This window comes from Rothia terrae (genome assembly GCF_012396615.1).
GTDB classification, from domain to species: Bacteria; Actinomycetota; Actinomycetes; order Actinomycetales; family Micrococcaceae; genus Rothia; species Rothia terrae.
The window spans coordinates 1-24319 of sequence record NZ_JAAXPV010000003.1 but is presented as its reverse complement, the minus strand read 5'-3'; the positions used below and the strand labels follow the sequence as shown (position 1 = coordinate 24319).

General features: G+C 54.7%; 22 protein-coding genes and 1 pseudogene. 6 read left to right on the top strand and 17 right to left on the bottom strand.

Annotated features, from left to right (window positions below):
* Positions 1-38 precede the first annotated feature (38 nt).
* Positions 39-1193: a polysaccharide pyruvyl transferase family protein gene (locus HF984_RS02365; protein ID WP_168614089.1), complete on the top strand. Its 1155-nt coding sequence runs from the start codon at positions 39-41 to the stop codon at positions 1191-1193.
* 87 nt (positions 1194-1280) lie between these two features.
* Here HF984_RS02365 and HF984_RS02360 read toward each other — a convergent pair whose 3' ends face one another.
* Positions 1281-1931, bottom strand: coding sequence for a DUF4870 domain-containing protein (locus HF984_RS02360; protein WP_168614088.1), 651 nt, complete (start codon positions 1929-1931; stop codon positions 1281-1283).
* Positions 1932-2150: 219 nt separating this feature from the next.
* Here HF984_RS02360 and nadE point away from each other — a divergent pair, with 219 nt between their 5' ends.
* Entirely contained in the window at positions 2151-2975 is an 825-nt protein-coding gene (gene nadE / locus HF984_RS02355; RefSeq protein ID WP_168614087.1) for an ammonia-dependent NAD(+) synthetase, read from the top strand.
* A gap of 91 nt (positions 2976-3066) precedes the next feature.
* Here the strand turns inward: nadE and HF984_RS02350 are convergent, their stop codons facing one another.
* From HF984_RS02350 to HF984_RS02335, 4 genes are read right to left on the bottom strand one after another with little or no spacing between them, the layout of a single operon-like run.
* On the bottom strand, positions 3067-4752 hold the full coding sequence (locus HF984_RS02350; RefSeq protein ID WP_168614086.1) for an alpha-amylase family glycosyl hydrolase: 1686 nt from the start codon (positions 4750-4752) through the stop codon (positions 3067-3069).
* A gap of 31 nt (positions 4753-4783) precedes the next feature.
* On the bottom strand, positions 4784-5680 hold the full coding sequence (locus tag HF984_RS02345; RefSeq protein WP_168614085.1) for a carbohydrate ABC transporter permease: 897 nt from the start codon (positions 5678-5680) through the stop codon (positions 4784-4786).
* Entirely contained in the window at positions 5680-6576 is an 897-nt protein-coding gene (locus HF984_RS02340; RefSeq protein WP_168614084.1) for a carbohydrate ABC transporter permease, read from the bottom strand. The genes HF984_RS02345 and HF984_RS02340 overlap by 1 nt, the downstream gene beginning before the upstream one ends.
* Before the next feature lie 24 nt (positions 6577-6600).
* Positions 6601-7881 (bottom strand): ABC transporter substrate-binding protein, encoded by a 1281-nt coding sequence (locus HF984_RS02335; protein WP_168614083.1) that lies wholly within the window; start codon positions 7879-7881, stop codon positions 6601-6603.
* 119 nt (positions 7882-8000) lie between these two features.
* On the opposite strand from HF984_RS02335, the gene HF984_RS02330 reads away from it, so the two are divergent.
* The gene (locus HF984_RS02330; protein ID WP_168614082.1) at positions 8001-9218 is read left to right on the top strand and encodes an ROK family transcriptional regulator; all 1218 of its coding nucleotides are present in this window, start codon (positions 8001-8003) and stop codon (positions 9216-9218) included.
* Between the two features lie 68 nt (positions 9219-9286).
* Here HF984_RS02330 and HF984_RS02325 read toward each other — a convergent pair whose 3' ends face one another.
* From HF984_RS02325 to HF984_RS02315, 4 genes and pseudogenes are all read right to left on the bottom strand, one after another.
* Positions 9287-10399 carry an ABC transporter ATP-binding protein gene (locus tag HF984_RS02325; protein WP_168614081.1) on the bottom strand — a complete coding sequence of 371 codons (1113 nt, stop codon included), beginning with the start codon at positions 10397-10399 and terminating at the stop codon, positions 9287-9289.
* Positions 10400-10609: 210 nt separating this feature from the next.
* Positions 10610-11140 (bottom strand): annotated as a pseudogene (locus HF984_RS11400) (LysE family translocator).
* Positions 11137-11286: a hypothetical protein gene (locus tag HF984_RS11295; RefSeq protein ID WP_210729525.1), complete on the bottom strand. Its 150-nt coding sequence runs from the start codon at positions 11284-11286 to the stop codon at positions 11137-11139. Before HF984_RS11295 ends, HF984_RS11400 begins: the two are co-directional and overlap by 4 nt.
* 87 nt (positions 11287-11373) lie before the next feature.
* Positions 11374-12684, bottom strand: a complete 1311-nt coding sequence (locus HF984_RS02315) for a M18 family aminopeptidase (RefSeq protein WP_168614080.1) — start codon at positions 12682-12684, stop codon at positions 11374-11376.
* A 151-nt stretch (positions 12685-12835) separates the two neighbouring features.
* Here HF984_RS02315 and HF984_RS02310 point away from each other — a divergent pair, with 151 nt between their 5' ends.
* Together HF984_RS02310 and HF984_RS02305 are read left to right on the top strand one after the other, a co-directional pair.
* Positions 12836-13150 carry a hypothetical protein gene (locus tag HF984_RS02310; RefSeq protein WP_168614079.1) on the top strand — a complete coding sequence of 105 codons (315 nt, stop codon included), beginning with the start codon at positions 12836-12838 and terminating at the stop codon, positions 13148-13150.
* 234 nt (positions 13151-13384) lie between these two features.
* Entirely contained in the window at positions 13385-13708 is a 324-nt protein-coding gene (locus HF984_RS02305; RefSeq protein WP_168614078.1) for a hypothetical protein, read from the top strand.
* A 42-nt stretch (positions 13709-13750) separates the two neighbouring features.
* Here the strand turns inward: HF984_RS02305 and HF984_RS02300 are convergent, their stop codons facing one another.
* The 7 genes from HF984_RS02300 to HF984_RS02270 form a co-directional block, all read right to left on the bottom strand.
* Positions 13751-14905, bottom strand: a complete 1155-nt coding sequence (locus tag HF984_RS02300) for a CPBP family intramembrane glutamic endopeptidase (RefSeq protein ID WP_168614077.1) — start codon at positions 14903-14905, stop codon at positions 13751-13753.
* A gap of 215 nt (positions 14906-15120) precedes the next feature.
* Positions 15121-15654, bottom strand: coding sequence for an alkylhydroperoxidase, AhpD family (gene ahpD, locus HF984_RS02295; protein ID WP_168614076.1), 534 nt, complete (start codon positions 15652-15654; stop codon positions 15121-15123).
* On the bottom strand, positions 15654-16244 hold the full coding sequence (locus HF984_RS02290) for a peroxiredoxin (protein WP_168614075.1): 591 nt from the start codon (positions 16242-16244) through the stop codon (positions 15654-15656). The genes ahpD and HF984_RS02290 overlap by 1 nt, the downstream gene beginning before the upstream one ends.
* Before the next feature lie 278 nt (positions 16245-16522).
* A complete protein-coding gene (locus tag HF984_RS02285; RefSeq protein WP_168614074.1) occupies positions 16523-18007 on the bottom strand; it encodes an anion permease in 1485 nt (494 codons plus the stop codon).
* 126 nt (positions 18008-18133) lie between these two features.
* Positions 18134-18886 carry a succinate dehydrogenase/fumarate reductase iron-sulfur subunit gene (locus HF984_RS02280; RefSeq protein WP_168614073.1) on the bottom strand — a complete coding sequence of 251 codons (753 nt, stop codon included), beginning with the start codon at positions 18884-18886 and terminating at the stop codon, positions 18134-18136.
* Complete coding sequence (locus tag HF984_RS02275; protein WP_168614072.1) at positions 18886-20826, bottom strand: fumarate reductase/succinate dehydrogenase flavoprotein subunit; 1941 nt, start codon at positions 20824-20826, stop codon at positions 18886-18888. The genes HF984_RS02280 and HF984_RS02275 overlap by 1 nt, the downstream gene beginning before the upstream one ends.
* 10 nt (positions 20827-20836) lie before the next feature.
* Positions 20837-21580, bottom strand: a complete 744-nt coding sequence (locus HF984_RS02270) for a succinate dehydrogenase cytochrome b subunit (RefSeq protein WP_168614071.1) — start codon at positions 21578-21580, stop codon at positions 20837-20839.
* Positions 21581-21899: 319 nt separating this feature from the next.
* Between HF984_RS02270 and HF984_RS02265 the strand changes: the two genes are divergently transcribed.
* Positions 21900-22679 carry a VIT1/CCC1 transporter family protein gene (locus tag HF984_RS02265; protein WP_247596413.1) on the top strand — a complete coding sequence of 260 codons (780 nt, stop codon included), beginning with the start codon at positions 21900-21902 and terminating at the stop codon, positions 22677-22679.
* A 105-nt stretch (positions 22680-22784) separates the two neighbouring features.
* Here the strand turns inward: HF984_RS02265 and HF984_RS02260 are convergent, their stop codons facing one another.
* On the bottom strand, positions 22785-24065 hold the full coding sequence (locus HF984_RS02260) for a hypothetical protein (protein ID WP_168614070.1): 1281 nt from the start codon (positions 24063-24065) through the stop codon (positions 22785-22787).
* Positions 24066-24319 lie beyond the last annotated feature (254 nt).

The window sequence follows — 24319 nt, the reverse complement described above, 5'->3', positions numbered from 1 at the left end:
CCATGTTCGTCCCCTGTTTTCTGAGTAAAATTCACACTATGTTCTCCAAAGTTCTCGGACTAAAATCCGCATCTACCCAGGCACAAGTCGTACCCGAGTCTTCCTTTGAAGGTCCTGTCTATTTGATCTCCATGGCTGGTTTTCCCAACTACGGTGATGAACTCATAGCTGCTCGTTGGCTACATTTTTTAGCAGAACATCACCCAGATGTTGATGTTTGGTTAGACGTGCGAGAACCTGGTACAGTTGCCTCACTTCTTAAGGGAATACATCCTCGTCTTCACATCACTAATACTCTTTTTCGAGCTATCCACGAACATGTTCACGGATTAAACCGCACTCCAGCTGAGCTGGTCAGAGATTTGGGGTCTCCTAAATTCGATGTTGGTCTCTTGGAACTACGAGAAGCCACAACGATTCACTTATTAGGAGGTGGGTTCGTCAACGCTATCTGGCAGGAGAATACCCTGCTGGTAGATGCGATGCGTGCTGCCCGTGAAATCTCCGGAGCACGCCTGCTTGCTACTGGACAAGGTTTAATGCCCCGAGTTCCTGAAGACTTTCATGACTTTGAGTACGTCAGTGTAAGAGATCAGGCAAGCGCAGACAGTCTGGGAATAGCGCGCGGTTACGACGATGCTTATCTCGTAACCGGAGTTCCCACTTTTTCTGAGCAGAGTTATACACCAGAAGAATCAGAGCTATATATCTGCATCCAGAATGATGCCTTGGATGAAAATGCTCATACCCAGCTGATTTCGTATGCCAAAGCTCAAATCGAGAAACTAGGCATTCCACGCGAAAAGACTTTCTACGTTGAAGCAATTCCAGGCGATGATTACGCTGGTTACGCATCGCTTCGCGAATACATTTCTGAGGATAATGGGTTTATCCCCTTTGCACATTTCTGGCGTTCAGGGTTTAGATTTGCACCCCATCAGGTATGGTTGACGACTCGCTTTCACCATCATTTGGTGGGATCGATGCACGGGGCACGTGGTATTGCACTGAGCGGAAAAGTCGGGTACTACGATGTAAAACACGGTTCGCTCGCAGATACAGGTACGCGTTGGAAGGTTCCTACCGACCTCACGCGCACTTATAGTTTTGATGATTTAGAAAGCCCACTACCGTCGGCTCAGCAGATTCAGATCAAAAATAAGGAAGCTCAGCAACTTTATACTGCTAAGTAAAACGCTAAAGAGCCCCAATACCAAGGGGGCGCGGCGTCCTCTCCTGAAGAGAAGACACCACGCCTCCTTGTGTTTACACAGAGCTAGCTACTTGAGGATGCGAATCTGCATGGGATAGTTGTAGACCTCGCCGTTATTAGCCTTAACCGCCGCAATGATATGGAAGACCAGCATCGCGATGGTAGTTGCTAAGAAAACAATCCACATAAAGACAGCTGCAATACCGAAAGTAATCACGATAACCAGCCACGCCGCCATGTTGATCACCCACATGGTGAAGTTGAAGTTAAAGGCACCGGCGGATGCCACGCGCACAAACGCGTACCCCGGCTTATCCTTGTAAATAAACCAGAAAATCAGCGGTGCCACAAAGCTCAAGAACGTCGCGCTGAGAACCGTAGCCACCAAGGATGAAAGATGCGAGAGCACCGCAATCATCTTGGCATCCGACGGAATGGGATTACCGTAAGCGTCAAAAGTCTGCTGCTGACCGCCAAAACCGGCGTTCTGGTTGAACTGGCCGTGGTGAGGCTGCCCATAGCCCTGCTGGCCGCCAAAGCCAACGTTGCCGGGCTGCTGAGTAAACTGGCCGGGCTGCTCATTCAGCTGGCGCGGCTGCTGACGCTGGCCCTGCTGGTTCTCTGAATGACGGTAGCTACCGTAGGGGTTCTGCCCCGCACTATTTTCGCGGTTTTCGTTATCGAAATTAGGATTTTCCGGGTTGGGCGAGGTGCTCATTGCTCTTCTCTTTCATGGGAACTACATCTGATGTATCCAGTCTATCGGCGCCAAACCGCGCCCAACAGGGGTAAGCCCAAAGAGTAGAGCTGGCTCTACCGGGCCCCTACCAGCGCAGTGGAGGAGACCGCGTCCTTACTGCCTAGAAACAATTTCACTACAAGCAACCCAGCCGCCCTCACGTTTTATAACCCCGCTCACACGGACTACCATGGTTATATGAGCGAACTCCAGAAGAAAATCATCGAAGAACTCGGCGTACACCCTGAGGTTGACCCCGCAGAAGAAATCCGCAAACGCGTCCGATTCCTCTGCGACTACCTCAAAGCAACCGGCACGCAGGGCTTCGTGCTCGGCATCAGCGGCGGCGTAGACTCAACCCTCGCAGGTCGACTCTGCCAGCTCGCCGTCGAAGAACTCGCCATCGAAGGCACCGACGTCGACTTCGTTGCCATGCGCCTACCCTACAAAACCCAGGCAGACGAAGACGACGCACAGGTAGCCCTCAAGTTCATCCGCCCCAAGCACACCGTCACCTTCAATATTGGTGACGCGGTCGACGGCTTCGCATCCGCATTCAACGAGGCAACTCTGCGCGACATCGCAGACTTCAACAAGGGCAACGTCAAAGCACGTGCCCGCATGATTGCGCAGTACGCGATTGCAGGTGAAAAGAACCTGCTCGTTGTAGGTACTGACCACGCGGCAGAATCCATCACCGGTTTCTTCACCAAGTTCGGCGATGGCGGCGCGGACGTCCTACCCCTGGCTGGCCTGAACAAGCGTCAAAACCGCCTGCTACTGAAGACCCTCGGTGCTGAGGATCGCCTGGGGGGGAAGGTGCCCACCGCAGACCTACTCGACGGTACGCCCGGCCGCACCGATGAGGACGAGCTCGGCATCACCTACGACCAGATCGACGATTATCTTGAAGGCAAGCAGATTGATGCCGCTGCCGCCGAGAACCTCGAAGGCAAGTACCTGCGCTCACGCCACAAGCGTGCCCTACCCGTTACCCCGGCAGATACCTGGTACAAGGCTTAGGCTGGAAAAAGTTACTCCCTGAGTGCGTTTGTACTGACATTAGCGTCAGTACGTTCGCACTTTGGGAGTAACTTTTTGCGCAAGGTGGGGGCTAGCTCAGCTTCAGCCAAACCGTCGTCGCGCCGGGCACAATATCGCCGCTGACGTCCGCGGACGCCACCTTTAACTCACCTACGGCAAGCTCAGCGGGCAGTTGCACGGGCTCATTACCGAAGTTGGTGAAATTCACCCAGCCGTTGGGACGACGGAAAGCCAACGCGTCCTCACTACCGGATTCCAGCCATTCCAGCCCCTCGGTAGTCTGCAACTCACGTCGCGCCTTAAGGGCCACACGGTAGAGGTTGAGGGTGGACGCGGCGTCCGACTCCTGCGCCTCGACAGAGTAATCACCGAACCATGCCGGCTGAGGCAGATGTGCCTTAGCCTCACCGAAACCGAAGGAACTGCCTTCGCGCGTCCACGGCAGGGGCACGCGGCAGCCGTCACGACCGATGTTGACGCCGGGTGAGCGGAAGAAAGTGGGGTCCTGACGCTCAGCATCAGGGATGTCAGCAACCTCGTGCAAACCGAGCTCTTCACCCTGATAGAGGTAGGCGGAACCGGGCAGAGCCAACTCAAAGAGGGTAGCTGCGCGAGCGCGCTTTTCACCCAGTTCGCGGTCGAGCTGATCCTCGCTACCGCCCGCTAGAAGCCATTCGCGAGCTACCTGCTCATTCGTCTTCTCGGGGTCGATAGCAAGACCGTAGCGCGTTGCATGGCGCACCACGTCGTGGTTAGACAGCACCCAGGTAGATGATGAACCCGACTTGGCAGAAAGCTCAAGGTTATCGGTGACAATCTTCTTGAATTCGCCCGCATCGAAACGCGCTGAAAGAAGGTCGAAGTTGAACGCCTGACCCAGTTCTTCGGGTGATGCGTATGGTGGGCGTCGGTCGGTCTCAACCCACGCCTCAGCCACAGCGGTGCGCGGCGGGTTGTACTCGTTGAAGACCTCACGCCACTCCTTATAGATGTCGTGGACGTCGTCGCGATCCCAGATGGGGTGGTTACCATCTTTGGGCATGGCAAGAAGCTCAGCCTCGCTGGGAAGGTCGCCCCACATATCGCCTTTAGCGCAACCGTGCGCAACGTCGATGCGGAAGCCCTCCACGCCGCGGTCTGACCAGAAACGGAAGGTCTTTTTGAAGTCCTCGTGGACGTCGGGGTTGTTCCAGTTGAGGTCAGGCTGTTCGGGGGCGAAGAGGTGCAGGTACCACTGGCCATCCTCGACGCGTTCCCATGCGGGACCACCGAAGATTGAGACCCAGTCGCTCGGTGGTTCTTCACCGTTTTCACCCTTACCTTCGCGGAAGATGTAACGGTCACGCTCGGGGGAACCGGGGCCAGCCGCCAGGGCAGCCTTGAACCATTCGTGCTGATTAGAGGTGTGGTTAGGCACAATATCAACAATCAGCTTGATACCAGCCTCCTTGAGAGCAGCCGACATTTTGTCGAAGTCATCCAAAGTGCCGATCTTGGGGTCAACATCGCGGTAATCATCAACGTCGTAACCGCCATCAGCCAGCTGTGAAGGGTAGAACGGTGAAAGCCAGATGGCGTCCACACCCAGCTCTTTGAGGTAGGGAACACGTGAGGTAATGCCCTTGAGGTCACCGATACCGCTGGCGTCCGCGTCCGCATAAGAGCGCGGGTACACCTGGTACACCACTGCCTGACGCCACCAGTCGGGGTCAATGCCAAGCGGGGTTTCGCCGTTGAAATCCTTGGGTTGAGTCACTGTCTCTCCTAGATAGTGTTGTGTGGAAAATTTACTTTACAGCGCCCTGGGTAAGACCAGACATCACCCATTTCTGGGTAAAAATGTAAGCAACAATAGACGGTGCCATCGCTAGCAGGTACGAAGCGAACGACACGTTGTAGTTATTAGAGAACTGAGTCTGGAACATCTTTTGTACTACAGGCAATGTCTGCAAGCTGGGATCCGCGATAATCATGGACGGCATCATAAAGTCATTCCATGATGACAGCATCGCAAAGATAGCCACAGTCGCGCTCATGGGGAGCATGAGCGGAAAAATAATGGTCCAGAAGGTACGCCACGGAGACGCGCCGTCCATTCGAGCGCTTTCTTCTAGTTCTTCGGGAAGTGAACGAATAAAAGCGGTGAAAAGCAGGACGTTGAAGGACAACCCAAACATGACGTGCAACAGGATAACGCCGACGGGGTTATCGAGCCCCACATAACCGGAGAGTTTTACCTGCGACAGTGCCAGCACGGGGAAGGGCAGAAACATTGCTGCCATGAGGTAGTAGCTAGAGAAGCGGAAGAACTTGCGCTTCCAGTTACGAGCGATAGCATAGGACGCCATGGCGCTGACCAGTACTGAGAACAGTACGGTGAAGACCGTGATAAGAACAGATACCGCGAAAGTACGGGGAAAGTTGGTCAGTGTCCATGCCTCTTTGAATCCTTCAATACTCCAGGGCTTAGGCAGAGCAAAAGCCTGGTTGAGGATTGCTTGATCCGTCGTTTTGAAAGCCATCAAGACTGCGACCAAGAAGGGCAGCAAGACAGTGAGTGAGCACAGTGCAAGAAGTAGCGTCTTAATCCACGCTGAGCTGGTTGACTTGCGGATGCGACGACGCGGGGCCGAGTTTTTTACTTCTTCTTGAAGCGGGGTTTCGGGCAGTACTTGTGCGGTCATTAGAACTGTGCCTTTCCGCGAGATACACGCAGCTGAATCAGTGCGATAGCTAGGGTGATGATGAAGAAGATAGTGGAGTTCGCCATCTGGTAGGCGTAGTCGCCGGTATCAAAACCGGTGAAGATGGTCATTGCTACCGAGCGAGTTGATGTGCCCGGACCGCCGTTGGTCAATCCGACGATGATGTCGTACATGCTCAAGAAGCCCTTGAACCCAAGAATGACGTTAATCAGCACGTAACCAGAAATCATGGGTAGGGTGATGCGCATGAGCTGCTGCGGTGAGTGTGCACCGTCGAGTGCCGATGCCTCATAGACATCGTTGGGAATCGTCACCAGTGCGGCAATATAAATCAGCATTGCTGACGGTACCGCCTGCCAGGTGGTCACCAGCACGATTGCCAGCCATGCCAGTTTAGGATCTGCCAGGATAGATTCTTGGAGGAAAGGCAAGTGCATATTGGCTGCTGCGGCAGGCACAGTGTTGGCAAAGATGAACTGGAAGACAAACGAGATAATGATGCCTGAAACCACCATCGGAAGCACAAAGATAGTACGAAGGGCAGTACGCATCTTAATCTGACTCGTCAGTCCGATGGCCAAAAACAGCGCAATAACGTTCACCAAAATAACGGTCAGCAACGAAACACCGATAGTGAACAGGTAAGACTTCACAATCGCAGGATCGCTAAAGAGCACCGCGTAGTTGTTGAGACCTACAAAGTTATATTCACCGAAACCAATAGAGTCAGTAAAGCTGTAGTAGATACCCATCAGTGCGGGAACAGTGATGCACAGGGTGAAAAGAACCAGCGCGGGCACCAAGAAGTAGTAGAACATGGGTTCTACGCGCCCGCGTCGGCGACGCTTGGAAGTAGTTGAAACTACAGACGACATAATTTTCCTCTTCTGTGTCGGTGCCTAGTTGGTTCCTTGACGACGCGCGTTGCGCTGCCAATCGCCATCGAGAGTTGCCAGTGTTTCTTCGATGCTTCCCCCGGTGAAAATGCTCTGCATATAGTTTTCGAAGGGAATTGTCTTGGGAATCGCGGTTGAAGTTCCCTGGTAAAACGCAGCTTTATCGATGAAACCCTGAAGGTCCTTCAAGCGTTCGTCGCTGACTGCGGGAGAATCAGCCCGCACACCAAAGCCATTGTTTGTAGCGTTGTATTTATCGGCAATTTCAGGCTGAATGAGGTACTTGAGCAGCTCACGTGCCTCGTCCTTATGCTGAGAGCCTTCGGGAATCCACAGGGCAAGGTCGAGGTTGACGCGCACCTTACGGTCCTCGGGGTTCTCCGTCATTGGCAGCGGGAAGATACCCATGTTCATCTTGGGGTTCAACGCCATAATTTCGGTGATAGCCCACGGTCCCTGCAAGTACATGGCGGCCTCACCGTTTGCGAAGGCAACGTTGCCGTCAGCATACTTGCGAGAGGTGGCGTCCGCGTTGGTGTACTCGGCAAGTTTTACAGCTTTCTCTAGCGGCTTTTTGAGGTTCTTAGAGAATGAAACCTCAGAGTCGTTGGAGGCTTCAGTGCCTAAATCGCGCATCCTCTTGAAGAAGTCAGCAACATCAATCGCACCGCCGATGCTGTAGTCTGCGATACCCTGCGCAAGCGTCCACGCGTCTGCGCTGGTGAAGTAAAAAGCAGTAACTCCAGCGCTCTTGAGTTTTTCGCAGACTCCCAACAGCTCACTGTAGGTGGTCGGCACGTCCAGTCCGTGCTGATCGAAGATATCTTTGTTGTAGAACGTTGCCGCGCCCATCATGGAGTAAGGGATAACGCTCGTTCGCCCGGGATATGTGGGGTACTGGTCTACAAGCTCTAGGACGCTGGGGGCAATGTTAGCTTCGGGGAGCAAGTCTGAGAGGTCGGAGAGCTCACCTCGTTCTTGAAAACGTGCCATTTCAAAGTTGTAGTTGAGGCAACCAAGGTCTGGCGGTGTTGCACGCGCGAAACTCGCCGAGAGGCTACTCGTGGCATCGTGAATTGCGTGAATAGCGGGATGCTCGGTGTTAAAGGAGCTTACCAAGTCACGAAAATATGGAATAACCTCTGGCTTTGACTGATAGAGGCTAATGGTGGGGGCAGAGGACGAACCGCAAGCTGAAAGCCCAAAAGCGAACGCGCCGAGGGCGCCAGCTTGAAAAAGGTTACGTCGTGACATGAGCGGTAATGAAGCGCCAGAACGTCCCATACTTACTCCCTGTGTTGTGCGGCACACTTGTTCTATTGAGACTAAATATAGACTCTAAATAAAATAAGTTCAATGGATACAATTAACAAAAATTGGCATTACAGAAAGGGGACTCCCCCATGGCTCCCGTCATCCCCATCTCAGCTGAACCCACCAAACCCCTCTCACCACGCAGTCTTAACGCACAGTCGGTTCTCAACACCCTCTGGGGAGCCCCAGCAACCACCGTCTCAGAGCTCATGGACAAGACCGGCCTCACGCGCGCTACCGTGCTTTCACTCTGCAAAGACCTTGAGAATCTAGACTGGATCCGCTCAGCTCAAGACAGTAGGCAAGCAGGCGAATATGCCATGGGGCGCCCTGCAAAACGCTATGAGTTCAACCCATCTCGGGCTCTAGTAGTCGGTGTAGACGCCGGCGAGCACCGCATATCTGCAACCGTCAGTGACCTCGCAGGCTCAGAAATTTCAACTATCCACCGCAACTACAACGCCACCTGGAAAAACGCAAACGAACGCAGAGAATACATTCTCAAAACCATCCTGCAGACTCTAGACACCGCGGACCTCTCACCCAACGACATTCACACTGTGGTGGTGGGGGTTCCTGCACCCGTCAATTTCGAAGGAAAGTCACCCAAAGACGGCACCAGCACGTTCTGGAGCGTCATGAACCCGGATCTCACTTCCCTACGGGAGGACTTCTCATGGAACATCACAGCGGATAATGACGCCAACCTCGCTGCCCTAGCAGACCTCAGCACAGACCCCACGCTAGCTGGAACCTCATTTGCCACTGTCCTTGCCGGGGAGCGTTTTGGCGCGGGAATTGTACTCAATGGAACCCTCCTTCGACAGCGCCACGGCATGGCAGGTGAGCTCAGGATTCTCGATATCGTCAGCGGCGTTAAGGGCACCGACGGTATTGCCGCCCGAGCACGCACAGCCGGTCAGAAGGCCATTCGAAAGAGTGAAGCTGAGCCGACATCGCTAGCCCACTGGCCACCGGAAAAACTCACCGCCGAAAATGTCTTTGCAGAAGCAGAACGCGGTGACGCAGTTGCCAGCGCCATCGTCGCAGAACTCACCGATTCATTAGCGCGCGTGTGCGCCGTGCTCGCAGGCCCGTTGGACCTCGATCGCATCAATATCGCCGGCGGTGCAGCTCCTGCCTTTCGCGGAAAGACAGCAGAAATTCACCGTCAGCTACAGAGATACCTCAACACACCATGGGTCGAAATCAGAACATCCACCATTGGCGAAGAAGCGGTGCGACTCGGTGCCCTTCAGTCAGCCATAGAAAGAGTACGACTCAACGCCCTGGAGGACCTCACCTAATCCCAAAAGCACAAGAAAAGCGCCCGAACAGTCTCAACCACTGCTCGGGCGCTGTGTGTTACTTGCACTTAGTGAGTCAGGCTGTCACCAGTCTGAGCATCAAAGAAGTGACTGATACCTCGCGGAGCAATCCACAGGCGGTCAAATCGCTTGATTGGGCTACGACCATCAGTGCGAATAATAATCTGAGCAGGACGCTCAACATTGGGGCTCTTGAGCTTAATGGAGGAGCTCCGCGGCAGAGAAGCGTGAATATAGGCATCAGCACCCAACTCTTCAACCAAGTCAACGTGCACCTCAAAGCCCTCTTCAGGGTTCACAATCTCAAAGTCCTCAGGTCGGACGCCCAAGTGGATGGCACCATCGGCATGCATTCGCGAGCGCACCTCAGCAGGAACAGGCACTACTGCATTTTCGAGGCGTGCACCGTCTGTATCTACCGAACACGAGAGAATGTTCATGGAAGGCGATCCAATAAAGCCCGCCACAAACTCATTTGCCGGATGGTCGTAAAGATTAGAAGGGGTGTCTACCTGTTGCAGGACGCCGTCCTTGAGAACGGCAACGCGATGTCCCATGGTCATCGCTTCAGTCTGGTCGTGCGTCACGTAAACCGTAGTGACATCTAGCTGAGTGGTGAGCTCAGAAATCTGGGTTCGGGTCTGCACGCGCAACTTCGCGTCCAGGTTTGAGAGAGGCTCATCCATTAAGAAGACCTGCGGTTCTCGCACAATCGCGCGTCCCATCGCCACACGCTGACGCTGACCGCCCGACAGAGCCTTGGGCTTGCGGTCCAAGTAATCGGTGAGGTCAAGCAAGCGTGCCGCTTCTTCCACGCGACGGTTCATTTTGTCTTTAGGGAACTTCGCCATCTTGAGAGGAAAAGCGATGTTATCGCGCACCGTCATGTGAGGGTACAGCGCGTAGCTCTGGAACACCATTGCGATGTCACGGTCCTGGGAAGGAAGGTCGGTAGCATCTACATCGCCGATGTGAATGGAGCCGGAGGTCACCTCTTCAAGACCGGCAAGCATACGCAGCACAGTGGATTTACCGCAGCCTGAAGGGCCAACGAGCACGAGAAACTCACCGTCTTTAATATCGAGGTTGAGGTGTGAAACCGAGTCGCGGCTAGCGCCTTCATAGCGACAGGTAACGTCTGAGAAAGTAATGCCGGCCATCGGCTCCACCTTTCATCAAGTGTTCTTGAGTCAGAGTCTAAAGACTTTATTTAGGACTAGAATAAACTCAAATGGGCGAAAATCATAGCCTGCGTCACAGAAAAAATGATTCATCTTCTGGAACTTTGCACCACCAACGCCGCGAGGGGTCATTTATCGTTCAAAATACCACTGATTTTGAACGATAAATGACCCCTCGCGGAAGAAAAGTTAGAGCCAGTGCGCTACCTGTTCGCCCACCAGCGTCACCGCGATAACGATCATGACTATGCCGGACGCACGTGATACCCACCGGTCAACAGCAGGACGCGTACCCAAAACCTTGCGTGCTGAGAAGCCCACCATGAGGTAGACCAGCACACAGTTGAACGTGTGGATGAGCCCGAGCACACCCAGCTGAATCATCATCGGCCAGCTGTTGTCAGCAGCGGTGAACTGCGGCAGCAACACCACATACGTCAACAGTGCCTTGGGGTTCAGGCCGCTAATACCGGCACCAGTCCAAAACTGGCGCGCAGGCGTCGTTGCTCGCACCGATGCACCGGATGAAATAGGGGCGCCGGATGCGGCGTCCCCCGCTCACTCTGGCACCACACCATGCAGGGTGGGCGGGTTGAGAAGCGTCGTTATACCTAGCCAGAGCAGGTACACAGAGCCAACAATGGTGAGCGTTGCCAGCGCACCGGGCACACCTGCAATCAGGGCAGACGCCCCCACGGCCGCCAGCAAAGCCAGGATCATGTAACCCAAGCCCAGACACCGGCAACAGCGGGCACAGGCGTCCTGTGTTTGATTGCCGCGTTAATGGTGTACGCCCAGTCTGCGCCGGGCACCCACGCAAGCATGAACGATATGAGCCAGAACGCGCCGATGATAGAAAGCGGCATGGGATCCTTTCAAAAAATTACTCCCATAGTGCGAAAGTACTGACGCTAGTGTCAGTACAAACGTATTTTAGGAGTAACTTTCAGCGGTTAGAGCGAGAAGAAACCTTCAATGGCGCGGGTCATGTACGCCATGTCGTTCACGTGGCACATTTCGCGTGCCGAGTGCATGGACAGCAAACCAATACCCACGTCGATGGTGCGCATGCCCATGCGCGTTGCGGTAATCGGGCCAATGGTCGAGCCGCACGGAACATTGTTATTCGATACAAACTCCTGGTAGGGCACGCCAGCCTTTTCGCAGGCCAGAGCGAAGATTCCCGCACCCATCGCGTCCGTGGCGTAACGTTGCACCGCATTGATTTTCAGTAGCGGGCCGGATGCCGGTTGCGGACGCACGTTGTTATCGTGATGCCCCGCGTAGTTGGGGTGGGTGAGGTGGCCAGCATCTGAGGAGAGGCAGATGGAGCCTGCAACGGAACAGCGGTATTCTTCGGCACTTTCACCGCGTGCTGTGCTCAGGCGCACGAGAACATCCTCGAGGAAGGGACCAGCCGCGCCGGAGCGAGTTTCGGAGCCTACTTCCTCGTGGTCAAAGGCAGCGAGCATGACGGTGCGGGTGGCGTCCTTGTAATCCTCAGACTCTACAAAACGCTGCAGGGCGGTCATACCGGCGTGCACGGATGACAGGTTGTCCAGGCGTCCGGACGCAAAAAATTCGTTGTTCTCGCCGAAGGTTCGCGGTGCTTGGGTGTCAGCCAGCAGCAGGTCATAACCGAGGATGCGGCGGGAATCGACGGGTTCGCCCTGCACCTGATCGGAGAGATAACCGAGCACATCACCCTTCGACTCGCCAGCGCCCCAAATCGGGTAAATATTGTTCTGCTTATCAAGCTTGAGCCCGTTATTGACGTCGCGATCAAGGTGAATAGCCAGCTGCGCAATACGCGCCACCGGGCCGGTCGTTACCAGGCGCTGCTCAACCTTGCCGTCCGCATCGAGCACAGCCAGGCGTCCTGCAATACACAGCTCGCGGTCAAGCCACGAGTTCAACAGCGGGCCACCGTAAATCTCAACGCCTACCTGATTCCACGAAAAAGTACGCACCGATGAATTCGGCTTAAGCTTGAACGACGGCGAATCAGTATGCGCGCCCAGGATGCGATAGCCCGATGCCTTGCCCGCCTGCGCAGCACCCGCCCACGCAATAATCGCGCCGTCGCGCACCACAAAATGCTTGCCGGTCGCGGCATCCGCACCCCACGCATCCTCTTCGTTGAGGGCAGTGAAACCGGATTTTTCAAGACGCGACGCAACTTCAGCAACCGCATGGAACGAGGTGGGCGACGCCTGAACAAAAGCGCCGAGATCTTCAATATTCTGCTGTGGGTCAATGATCATGGCACTAGATTACTACGGCCATATTTTGCTGTGTACGGCGACCGGTGTTTGCTCGTAATGTAGCGCGCGAGAGAATAAAGCTCCGCAACGGCAAAGAGAACTTCGGTAATGTGTACCTCAAACACTGCACGCTAGATAGATTACCCCCTCCATGAGCACACAACGTTTTTCTCCTCGACGCGCTCTGTATATGTGCGTCCTCGCATTCATCGGGATTTTGGTCGTTGCAGGCGTCTTTCTCATAGCACTCCCAACGCATTTTTTCACGCAGAGTACCGATGAATTCAACCAGCAGTACGATGCGGCACAGCACCCCGAGGCACGGGACTTTCCCGAAGGCTCCTACAAAGAGTTCACTGCGAACAACACCAAAAATGTAGCGACCGACGATACCGAGAGCTCCCCCGCGCACGGTGAATACATGTTCGGTGCCAGGAGAGACGACGCCTACCGCAATCTCGCCTAGGCAGAACTTATCTTCACACCCTCGGAAGCTGGGACCGGATACTTCGCGCACTCCCGCGCTGAAACACTGAAAGACAACGGAGAATTCGACACCATTGTCGGTAAAGAATTCGACCTACAGTGGGACGAGACAGGCAAGGAATACCGTGCCAGTTTCTGGATGCCTCACGTCTTTGAGGAGCACAACGACATTTTTCAGATTGAGCTTCCCGAAGGCAGCCAGTGAAAAATCCGTGTGCATCCGCCGGAACACGCGCCCACCGTCACCGGTGATTTCGCCAGCGACTCACAACTGCAGGCTTTCTACTACGACCCCGAAAAAAGCGGTTCACGCATCACCCACCACACACAGCGCATCGATGACGGGAGCACCTACGACAGCGGCGCGTACACTCATCCAAACCCCGTTGACGAGCTCTCGGGTACAGAACTTTTCGACGTTCTCGCAGGTGATAAGAGCGAAGACACCCACAGCTACAGCATCAAGGGTGACAACCCGCCGATCCCCGTACAGGTCTCAGCCCGCAACGCACGGTGGATTTTCTCCCCCAAGGGCTAGAATGCCGGTTTGCGCCGGGCTTGGCGCATCCGGCACTGTGCGCTAGTAGGTAATCTCGCGCGTACGCTGAATTTTACGACGCTTGGCTACCCACAGCACAGCCAGCACATAGATGAGCTCGATGGCGAAGACTACGGCGAAATCGGCAAAAGTAGAACCCTGCTGCACGAAAGGATCACCCGTTCCCATCAGCCCGCCAAACATAGCGATGATGTTATTAACCGCGTGCAGGGCAATTCCTGATTCCAGCCCGCCGGTGCGCCACGCCAAGAAACCGGCAGCCACGCCCATGCACAGCACCGATGCCTGACCCCACAGATCATACGTATGCCCGATCATAAACAGTGGTGCAGGCAAAATAATCGCAAAAGCCGGATGCTTGAGCCACCGCCCGATAGTTTGCATCAAGTAGCCGCGGAATACGAGCTCTTCGGCATAACACTGCACAGGAACGAGAGTCAGCAGCAAGACAATAAAAATCCACAAGTGCTGCGGTGGCTGACGCAAAAGCGGGGCCTCACCTGCACCCAGCACCGCGTTGATGATCATTGGAAGAAGCACAAAAACTACAGCCGCAATACCCGCACATATCAGCAGCCAGCCCCAGCGCATGCGTCCTGCCACTGAATGAACAAGACCCCAGGGCTTAGGCCCCATGCAAAGGCGCGCCACCCACAAGGCAGGGAACATGATGGCAATAGACCCAAAGAGATAGGCAAACATCCACGGGTTCTCAAACGCCGCATCCGTCATAGACTTCATCGGGTCCGGTGCCGTCAGAACATTCGCGTAGTAGGGGTCGACGAACATCGCAGCCAACAGCGGTAGCGTAATGATGAAAGTAAGCCCCGCAAAAACGCCCAACCCGATAAGCCCCTCAACGAGTGGCGACCACCAGCGGGTATTAGGGTCTGCGTGAGACAACCGGTGATAGCCCAGGACGCGCGTGACCGGTTGACGCGCAGGCACCGGCGGGTGAGCTTCCATACCGGGGTAACTGTGAGGAGGACGATGGGCGGAGTACGCCGACTGAGAGTTGGGATGTAGTGCACCGGCGGCAGGCGCCTGTCCGTAGTTTCCCTGCAGGTTCACGGGTTCTTGCTGCCACGGGATGCGAACGGGTGGCGCACCGTCATCAGGGGTGGACGCGGGTAGCTGGTTGTCGTGCCAGTGCGGTTCTCGAGGCTGAGTACTCATATTTCCCACCCTATCTGAGTTTCCACCCCGCCGAGATCCTGATTAATCGCCGAGTTCCTGTTTTAAATCAGGATTTCGGCGATTAATCAGGATCTCGGCGTAAAAATAAAAAAGGACCACCTCCCAAGCGCACATGTTTTGGGGTAGTGGACGTGTGCGCCCGTGAAGGTAGTCCTGAAGTTTGCGTACGGTTAGCCCGTGCGCAAAGTCTTTATTTATGCACCGAGTGCCTCAGCGAGCTGGATGCCCTGAGCAACACCGGCCATGGTTGATGCAATACGGATTGCCTCGTTGACCTGGTCCTTGCTCATGCCGCCTTCGCGAACTTCGTGTTCGTGAGCGGACAGGCAGTGTGAACAACCGTTGACAGCTGAAACTGCGAGTGAGAAGAACTCGAAGTCAACCTTGTCGATGCCACCTGACTTGCCGATGATCTGCATGCGCAGGTTTGCGCGCTGATCGTCGTAGGCACCGTCCAAGTAACCGCGGGTGCGGTAGAGGACGTTGTTCATACCCATGATGGTTGCTGCGCCGAGAGCCGCGTTGAATGCCTCGTCTGAGAGGTGCTGCTTTGCTTCTTCAGCGATTTCTACAACAACGGAGTCAACCTTGGTTGCTGCTGCGGTTGCCAGAATAGTGCCCCACAGCTGCTGCTCGGTCAGGTTGTTGATGCGAGTCAGCGATGACAGGTTGAGGTTGAGGTCTTTTGCGTATGACGGCAGTGCGCCGCGTAGGTTTTCAATGCTCATTACTTGTCGCCACCCATTTCCTTGAATGCGTCGATGGTTGCTGCGCCCTTCTTCCAGTTGCATGCGCAGAGTTCGTCTGACTGCAGTGCGTCGAGCTGGCGCAGGATCTCATCGGTGTTACGTCCAACTGAGTCAGCGGTGATGGATACTGACTGGATAACGTTGTTGGGGTCGATGATGAAGGTTGCGCGGTCTGCTACGCCTGCAGCGTTCTTGATGCCGAGGGCGGTTACGAGTTCGCGGTTGAGGTCTGATGCCATCACGATGGGCAGGTCCTGCAACTCTTCGTGTGAACGGCGCCATGCGTAGTGGGTGTATTCGTTGTCAACGGATGCGCCGATAACCTGGCAGTCGCGTGCTTCGAATTCGTCTGCGAGCTTGCCGAATGCTGCGATTTCGGTGGGGCATACGAAGGTGAAGTCCTTGGGCCAGAAGAAGACAACGCGCCACTGGTCTTCATCGCGGTCCTTGGATGAGACGGTGGTGAAGTAGTCCTCGGGCTGCTGTGCGTCTACCTTTGAGAGGTCGCCGGGGATAACGCCGGTGAGCTCGTACTCGGGGAATTCGTCGCCAATGGTGAGAACGGGCATGATGCTCCTTCTTTTGTGAATGTTTTTCGTGGCGCTTCGTGCGCCTTCATCATCTATCTTATTATGAATTATTCATAATAAAAAGGGGTTTAGGGTTGAAAATATCACTTTCTTTTTCAAGTAATGGAAAGTTTCTGCATCTCAGGTGCTCTTTTCACCGATTTTCATCCCAACATCAGCGCACACTAAAGGACGCGCCGCCCCACTCCCCCACACCAGCGGGAGAAGCGGGACGGCGCGTCCTTGAGGTAAAACTTGCTAAAGAACCTGCGCGTAGCTTAGCGCCACAGTCCAATGAGCATCAGCCAGCCGGTGCCAATAACACCGAAGATGAGCACATTCACCAGTGATGCTAAGAAGCTGGTCTTGAACCATTCGCTGGTGGGCACGTAGCCCGAGCCAAAGACAACACCTGCAGGGCCGGATGCGTAGTGGGTCAGACCGCCAATCAGGTTGCCTGCGAAGCCAAGCATGAGCGCTGCGAACATGGGAGGTGCGCCAGCTGCGATAGCTGCCGAGAGGAAGACCGCGTACATTGCCACAATCTGCGCGGTGTTGGATGCGAACAAGTAGTGAACGTAGAAGTACACCAGGAACAGAATCACAAAGGCGACAGCCCACGGCAGACCGCCTACTAGGTTGCTGACCGAGGTACCGATCCAGCCGATAACGCCCAGGGTATTGAGGTGTTCAGCCATTGCAACGAGCACCGAGAAGAAGATGAGGGTTGACCATGCGCCGGAGTTTTTAGCCATATCGCTCCAGGTCAGAACCTTGGTCACCAGAAGAAGAGCGATACCGAAGAAGGCTGCTGAGGTCGCATCAATCTTGAGGGTTGAGCCGAGAATCCACAGCGCCAGCAGAAGCACAAAGGTGACCAGCATGATCCATTCACCGCGTGACATGGGGCCGGATTCTTTGAGCTGCTGACGCGCCTGAGCCGGTGCGTCCGGAGTCTCACGCAGTGTGGGCGGGTAGAGCTTCATCATGACCCAGGGCATCACGACCAAAGCGATCAGACCGGGCACGATAGCACCCAAAGCCCAGGTGCCCCAGGTAATGTGCACGCCCTGCTTTTCAGCGAAACCAACAGCCAGCGGGTTACCCGCCATAGCGGTCACGAACATAGCCGCGGTGATGGTGTTGACCTGAACTGCAGTCAACGAGAGGTAAGCACCAAGACGCTTGCGGGATTCATCGGTGGTGGGCTCAGAATTATTCACCACAGCCAGCGACTTCACGATGGGGTATACCACGCCACCGGCACGAGCAGTGTTAGAAGGCGTCGCCGGTGAGAGCACAAAGTCAGTGAGTGCCATGCCGTAAGCCAAACCAAGCGATGACTTACCGAGCTTCGAAACAAAGATCAGCGCGACGCGGCGTCCTAGCCCCGTGAGCAAGAAGCCGTCGGCGATAAAGAAAGCAGCCACAATCAGCCAAATAGTAGAGCTACCGAAGCCGGTGAGTGCCTCATTTTTAGCTGCCATCGTGCCTGTCATCATTGCGGCAGCCAAACCAATCAACGCGACGGACGCGGTAGGAAGCGGCTGCAGAATCAGGCCGAGAATTGTACCGGCAAAGATGCCTGCCATGTGCATACCGCGAGGGTCAACGCCCTCGGGCACGGGCATGAAGTAAAGAATCAGCGTGACGGCGAGAATCGCAACAACTTTTGCGATCACCATGTTTCGCTGCTTTGAGGGTGCCGGCGCTGTTTTCTGGGCGGTTTCTGCCGTTTTCGCCGGTTGAGTTGTCGAAGCCATGATTGCTTTCTTTGCCCCCGCTACGACGAACAGAGGTACTCGTGGGTATGTGGTGTTTTCACCTTTAATCCTACGCCCGAAAACCGCGTGATTCCGGGCGTAGGGAACGTGATATCAAGCTAGATTTTAGTCATCCTTGCCGGTGCGAATGAGCGCGCGAGCGCGTTCGCGGTTGACTGCCGCGATGGCTGAGAGCGGGATGCCTGCGGGGCAGACTTTCGCGCATTCGCCGTAGACGGAGCAGGGGCCGAAGGATTCATCGAGTTCGGCAATGACGGCGCGGGCGCGTTTGGATCGCTCGGTTGAGCCCTGTGGCAGGGTTGAGAGGTGGTTGAGCAAAGAACCCGCGAACAGGTTTGCTGCACCGTTGGGGCAGGCCGAAATACAGGCGCCGCAGCCGATGCAGGCGGCGAAGTCCAGAGCTTTTTCTGCTCTACCGTGACCAATCTGCATGGAATCAGCATCCGCGGCGGTACCCGCGTCCACCGAGATATAACCGCCGGCTTGGAGGACGCGATCCATGCCGGAGCGATCGACGACGAGGTCGCGGATGACGGGGAAAGCGCCGGAGCGGAAAGGCTCTAGACGCAGTACCGCGCCGTCCTTGAAAGAACGCAAGTGCTGACGGCATGACGGGGTGTTTTTGACTGGCCCGTGGGCGTCGTCGTTCACGGTGATACCGCAGGTACCGCAGATGCCCTCGCGGCAGTCGGAATCGTAGGCGATGGGTTCGCGTCCTTCAGACACCAGCTGGTCGTTGAGATAATCAATGAGCTCCAGCAGAGACATCTCTTCTTGGGCACCCTCCACCAGGTGAGTCTCAAAATGGCCCTCGACCTCGGGGTTGTCTTGGCGCCATACTTCAATGGTTAAACGCATTACTTGTAGTTCCTTGTCTGTAGCTTGATGATCTCGAAGTTCAGCGGCTCGGCGTGGCGAATATGCTCGCCGTTAGCGCCTTCTTCCCAGGCTGAAACAAAGCACCATTCATCATCGTTACGCTCCGCTTCACCTTCTTCAGTTTGATATTCTTCGCGGAAGTGCGCGCCGGCTGATTCTTTGCGGTCAAGAGCGTCCACGCACATGAGTTCAGCGAGATAGAGGTAGTCTTCGACGCGTCCTGCGCGTTCTAGCTCCTGGTTATAGGTTTCGCCGGTGCCGGGCACAAAGAGGTCCAGGTAGAACTCCTCACGCAACTCACGAATCTGCTCGATAGCGCGAGTCAGTTTTGCCTCATTGCGTGAGACGCCGCAGCCTTCATACAAAATCTCGCCCAAACGAGCGTGAAAGTGATCCGTGGGGGTCTTGCCCTTGATGTTCACCAGTCGTTGGACGCGGTCGCGCACCTCGCGCAAGGTCTCTTGCACGGCGGCGTCCTGCACATCGAGCGGGGCGGTACCGAGGTGATCCGCGAGGTAATTGGGCACCGAGTAGGGCAGGGTGAACCAGCCGTCAACGCAGGCAGAAAGGAGCGAGTTAGCACCCAGGCGGTTAGCGCCGTGATAGCCCCAACCGGCCTCACCGCCCACAAAAAGACCGGGGATGCTGGTCATCTGGTCGTAGTCGCTCCACAGGCCGCCCATCGCAAAGTGGGCACCGGGAGCAATACGCATGGGAACCTCGTGCGGGTCCTCGCCCGTGGCGTCCTGGTACATCTCAAAAAGGTTGCCGTAACGTTCGTCCAGCACCTTGACGCCCAGGCGAGCTTTCGCGTCGCGGAAATCCAGGTAGACCGAGTTCTTGAGCGGTCCAACACCGTGGCCAGATTCAATCTGTTCACGCGCCGCACGCGAGGCAATATCGCGCGGAGTCAGGTTGGCGAATGCCGGGTACTTGCGCTCTAGGTAGTAGTCGCGCTCGTCCTCGGGAACCTCGTTGGCAGGGCGGTCATCGCCTGCTTTCTTGGGTACCCAAATACGGCCGTCGTTACGCAAAGACTCCGACATCAGCGTGGTCTTTGACTGGAACTTATTGCTAATCGGCAGCGCCGTGGGGTGGAACTGAATGTACGCCGGGGACGCGAAATAGGCACCGCGACGATGAGCGCGCCAGGCGGCGGTGCAGTTAGAGTTCTTAGCCAATGTGGACTTGTGGAAGACGTTGCCGTAACCACCGGTTGCCAAGACGACCGCGTGCGCCGTTTCTGCCGTAATTTCGCCGGTACGCAGGTTGCGAGAGACAATACCGACAGCGCGACCGTCTTTCACAATCAGATCAAGCATCTCGGAGTAGGTATGCAGGGTGACAGTACCGGCTGCCACCTGACGCTGCAGCGCACGGTGCGCAGAGACCTGCAACTGCTGACCGGTCTGACCGCGCGTGTAATACGTACGCGACACCTGCACGCCACCGAAGGAACGGGTGGTCAACTCGCCGCCATACTCACGGGCAAACGGAGCACCAATACCGTTCATGTGGTCGATCACGCGCACCGACTCCTCAGCCAGACGGAAAGCATCCGCCTCGCGTCCTCTAAAGTCACCGCCCTTCACGGTGTCTTTCACAAAACGGTGAATCGAGTCGTTATCAACCTTGCGAGCGCGCGCCGCGTTAATACCGCCCTGCGCTGCCACCGAGTGAGCACGACGTGATGAGTCATGGAAGGTGTAGTTAGAAACCTGGTAGCCGAGCTCGCCAAGAGCTGCGGCGCATCCTGCACCGGCAAGACCGGTGCCCACCACAATAACCTTGAACTTGCGGCGGTTCAGCGGTGAAACGAGTTTGTAGTCGTCGCGGCGACGCTCCCACGCTGTTGAGGGGTCGCCCTCGGGTACATTGCCACTGATGTCGTCGCCGTAAGTAATTTTGATGTCTGTCATGGTGGGTTCCTTAAGAGATGATTCCGGTGAGAACGGCAATGGGAATGCTGATATTGCCCAGCATGACGATGAGGGCGAATACGCCGGCAATCAGGATGATCCAAGAGCGTACTTTCTCGCTGACGGTCACACCAAAGTCATAAACCGCTGCCCACAGGCCGTGCGCTAGGTGCAAAAAGAGAATGACCATTGCAACGATGTACACCAAGGACGCGAGGGGTCGCTGAAAACTTGCGATCAGGTTCTGGTAGGCGAAGCTCCCCGCCTCAGAACCGTGCTGGAAGCCTTCGGGTGCAACAGCGACGCCAGCGGTGAGATCAAGAATGTGGAAGATGATGAACAGCAGAAGCACGATACCGGTAACAAGCATCGTACGTGCCGTGAAAGACTTGAATCCGCGCAGCCCACGACGCTTATGCGCACCGCGTGCCTTCTTAGCGCGGGAACTAATCAGAAACGCGCATCCAACATGGCCAATCAAACAAGTGAGCAAAACAATGCGGAAAACCCAGAGGAAACCCTCATAAGGAAAAAGCGGTTCAAAGAGAGTACGCAAAAACAGTGCGTAAGCATTGAAATGTTCCGGACCCGTATAGACCTTGAGGTTGCCGTACATATGCACGAATACAAAGAGCCCGAAAATGATGCCCGTGACCGCCATGATGTATTTAGCGAGCACATTTGAAATCAGCGGACGCTTGCGCCTGCCAGTGGATGCGCGAGGTGAAGATTTGGTTGAGACTAAACTTGCCATCGTCTTTTCCTGATGTGTGTGAGTGCCGGTTGCGACCGGTTTCTTATACTCAGCTTTTCACTTTTGAAGGACGAAACCTAGGGACGTGTGCGACTATATTTGTTTATGTTTGTTTCTTACGTTTTGTCGGTTTTTACCCTAACCAGAGACAGATGCGTGGCGCTCTCCCGCCCTTAGCGTTCTGCTCATCTGCTGACACTCGAACTACTTATCGTGAGCGAAACGGCAGGGGTTGGCTGAAGGTAAGGACGCGCTACCTTACTTGATCCTGTACAAATACTTGCTAGAAAAACTTTTGATACAGGTGTGTACTAATACCATGATGGTAACCATTGAAGACCGCGCGAACCTTTTGACCTCCGTTGTACACGATCCGGCTCTGAAGTACACCCAGCACGCCGATGAAGCTCACGTTAATAGCGCCTACCAAGAGAAGCTCAACCGCCTGCGCGCATCCGTACTCGGTGCGAATGACGGTATTGTCTCCGTTGCAGCAACCGTTGTTGGTGTTGCAGGCGCAACCACATCTGTTCACACTATCGGCATCGCGGCCGCCGCAGCCGTTGTCGGTGGCGCGCTCTCTATGGCACTTGGCGAGTACGTCTCAGTCTCCTCGCAGGTAGATAGTCAAGAGGCACTGATTACCAAAGAAAAAGCCGAACTCAAGCAGGAACCTGAACAGGAGCTCGATGAGCTCACCTGCCTCCTCATGCAGCGTGGTCTCACCGCAAAGACAGCTCGCGCGGCGGCTATCGAGCTCACCGAGCAGGACGCTTTGCACGCCCACCTGGATTTTGAACTCGGTATCGACGCCGAAGACATCCCCTCACCGTGGACCGCTGCTTTCTCATCAGCAATAGCCTTCGTGGCAGGCGCATTGCTGCCGACCCTTTTGATTCTGCTTTTGCCGGCAGGTATTCGAGTTCCTGCAACATTTGCGGGAACACTGGTGGCGCTGGCGATCACCGGTACTTTGGGCGCTAAGTGGGGTGGCTCCCCCAAGTACGGACGCGCCGCCTTACGTGTTGTTATCGGCGGTACGCTGGCGCTGGCGGCAACCTGGCTGATCGGCACCCTACTGGGCACGAACGTCACCTAACCCAGCCCCTAACGCACAGTGACCTCAGAAAGCGTCAAAATACTCCGAAAAGTGGGTGTATTTTGACGCTTTCTGAGGTCACAGTGGTGCTTATGTGGGAGTTTCCTATTTAAAGGAATACGAGTAAATCGATGCCTGACCGTACTGTTCCAAAATCACGTATTCATCGGTCACAACATGGTTCGAGCTATAAGAAACATCTGAAGGCAAGTCGAGAACCTTGTCGCCCTTCATCAAAACAGCAAGGCTGCGTGTGCCTTTAGTTCCCATGACGACTCCGTCAGGTGCTACCCCATCACCTTTGACATCGCCCGTGTTCACTGAGGTGCCCTCTGCAATATTGAATACGTAGTTCTTTGAATCCTGTGAGTAGGCGATAGAGTTGCCATTTTTCAAGCTCTCCCGGTTCGAAAAGTTTGAAATAGGAAATTCAGTTCCAGTGGTTGCTGCGTTCGCTGCACCCTCGATGCTAGTCACGAAGGGGGTCGCTGTGGAATATTTACCAGCGTCAGCATACGCAATTACTTGGTTAGCGCCAATCTGTGTAGTGTGACGGTTATGCGTATAGCCGGGCACCGCTACCAGGTTTTCACCCTGCAAAACGTGGGATACTTTGAAATCATTATCACTTAGAACCTGTGTCTTAGGCGGTTTTTGATCTTCGAAAATTGCTACATTCCCGGAATCAGCTCCCTTGCTAATGACGGTATCCTGACCCTTCATCAATACGTAGCTTTCCCCAGGTACCCCGGCAGCCCACGTGGTATATGACTGGTTATTGACTAAAGCATCACGCGCAGAGCTCGAGTATATGTCAGAGTAGACTGTATCGCCGATTTGTTTACCGCTTTCAGTATCAAAAACCGCAAAAGCACTCTCGTCTTCACCGGTGTTATATTTATCTTCCCCCGCCAAAGAGGACATTATTACGATTACACTCTTTTTCATCAGAACAGCCCCAACAATCGATTCATGTTTATGACCGCTTGACTGCTGTACATCTTCAAGGCTGATTCCAACGAGGTTATCTCCAGAAGAGAGAGATGCAACGGCAATTGAATTAGTTGAAATGGGCCCTACAATATGGTCGCCAAGAACATCGTACACGTCGCCATCAATGCTGTATTTCTTAGTAATGCCCTGTGATTCAACGGAGTTTGATGCCACCAGTAGATTACTTTCGGAGGCTTGAGACGTAGAGGAAGTTGGGCTTGGGGAGGTAGCTTCAGATTCTGAGGCAGTAGAAGTTGACGGCGAAGTCGGAGAAGATGCGGATTCCTGTGCTTTTCCTTGGATAGCTTCTTCATTAGTCTGGACACCGCATCCCATGAGAGCAGTAACACCAATCATGGTAAATGCAAATATTTTGCAAGAATGACGAATCATTTTCTTTTCCCGATTCTAAAAATAGTTGAACTGAAAACAATTAAGAACAGCCCAATATCCACATCTATCACTGCTTTATTTTACAGATAGGAGCAGTAATGAGGCTTATTCAAAAGTAAGAGCAAATCCCACACCCACCAACTAGACAACGGCCCCACCAGCGGCAAAAATATGAGCGTTAAATCTCTACAAATAACCTCAAGCCATACCGGAAGAACCGTTGCAACACCAGCGTACAACCGGCCTCACCGCCA

What these genes read in the sequence shown, in the direction of transcription:
- HF984_RS02330 (WP_168614082.1), top strand. Translation starts at nt 8,001, where the DNA reads ATGGCTCCCGTCATCCCCATCTCAGCTGAACCCACCAAACCCCTCTCA.
- HF984_RS02270 (WP_168614071.1), bottom strand. Translation starts at nt 21,580, where the DNA reads ATGGCAAGTTTAGTCTCAACCAAATCTTCACCTCGCGCATCCACTGGC.
- HF984_RS02290 (WP_168614075.1), bottom strand. Translation starts at nt 16,244, where the DNA reads ATGCCCGTTCTCACCATTGGCGACGAATTCCCCGAGTACGAGCTCACC.
- HF984_RS02335 (WP_168614083.1), bottom strand. Translation starts at nt 7,881, where the DNA reads ATGGGACGTTCTGGCGCTTCATTACCGCTCATGTCACGACGTAACCTT.
- HF984_RS02360 (WP_168614088.1), bottom strand. Translation starts at nt 1,931, where the DNA reads ATGAGCACCTCGCCCAACCCGGAAAATCCTAATTTCGATAACGAAAAC.
- HF984_RS02285 (WP_168614074.1), bottom strand. Translation starts at nt 18,007, where the DNA reads ATGGCTTCGACAACTCAACCGGCGAAAACGGCAGAAACCGCCCAGAAA.
- HF984_RS02345 (WP_168614085.1), bottom strand. Translation starts at nt 5,680, where the DNA reads ATGACCGCACAAGTACTGCCCGAAACCCCGCTTCAAGAAGAAGTAAAA.
- HF984_RS02265 (WP_247596413.1), top strand. Translation starts at nt 21,900, where the DNA reads ATGATGGTAACCATTGAAGACCGCGCGAACCTTTTGACCTCCGTTGTA.
- HF984_RS02280 (WP_168614073.1), bottom strand. Translation starts at nt 18,886, where the DNA reads ATGCGTTTAACCATTGAAGTATGGCGCCAAGACAACCCCGAGGTCGAG.
- ahpD (WP_168614076.1), bottom strand. Translation starts at nt 15,654, where the DNA reads ATGAGCATTGAAAACCTACGCGGCGCACTGCCGTCATACGCAAAAGAC.
- HF984_RS11295 (WP_210729525.1), bottom strand. Translation starts at nt 11,286, where the DNA reads ATGCCGCTTTCTATCATCGGCGCGTTCTGGCTCATATCGTTCATGCTT.
- HF984_RS02365 (WP_168614089.1), top strand. Translation starts at nt 39, where the DNA reads ATGTTCTCCAAAGTTCTCGGACTAAAATCCGCATCTACCCAGGCACAA.
- HF984_RS02325 (WP_168614081.1), bottom strand. Translation starts at nt 10,399, where the DNA reads ATGGCCGGCATTACTTTCTCAGACGTTACCTGTCGCTATGAAGGCGCT.
- HF984_RS02315 (WP_168614080.1), bottom strand. Translation starts at nt 12,684, where the DNA reads ATGATCATTGACCCACAGCAGAATATTGAAGATCTCGGCGCTTTTGTT.
- HF984_RS02275 (WP_168614072.1), bottom strand. Translation starts at nt 20,826, where the DNA reads ATGACAGACATCAAAATTACTTACGGCGACGACATCAGTGGCAATGTA.
- HF984_RS02300 (WP_168614077.1), bottom strand. Translation starts at nt 14,905, where the DNA reads ATGAGTACTCAGCCTCGAGAACCGCACTGGCACGACAACCAGCTACCC.
- HF984_RS02310 (WP_168614079.1), top strand. Translation starts at nt 12,836, where the DNA reads ATGAGCACACAACGTTTTTCTCCTCGACGCGCTCTGTATATGTGCGTC.
- nadE (WP_168614087.1), top strand. Translation starts at nt 2,151, where the DNA reads ATGAGCGAACTCCAGAAGAAAATCATCGAAGAACTCGGCGTACACCCT.
- HF984_RS02340 (WP_168614084.1), bottom strand. Translation starts at nt 6,576, where the DNA reads ATGTCGTCTGTAGTTTCAACTACTTCCAAGCGTCGCCGACGCGGGCGC.
- HF984_RS02260 (WP_168614070.1), bottom strand. Translation starts at nt 24,065, where the DNA reads ATGATTCGTCATTCTTGCAAAATATTTGCATTTACCATGATTGGTGTT.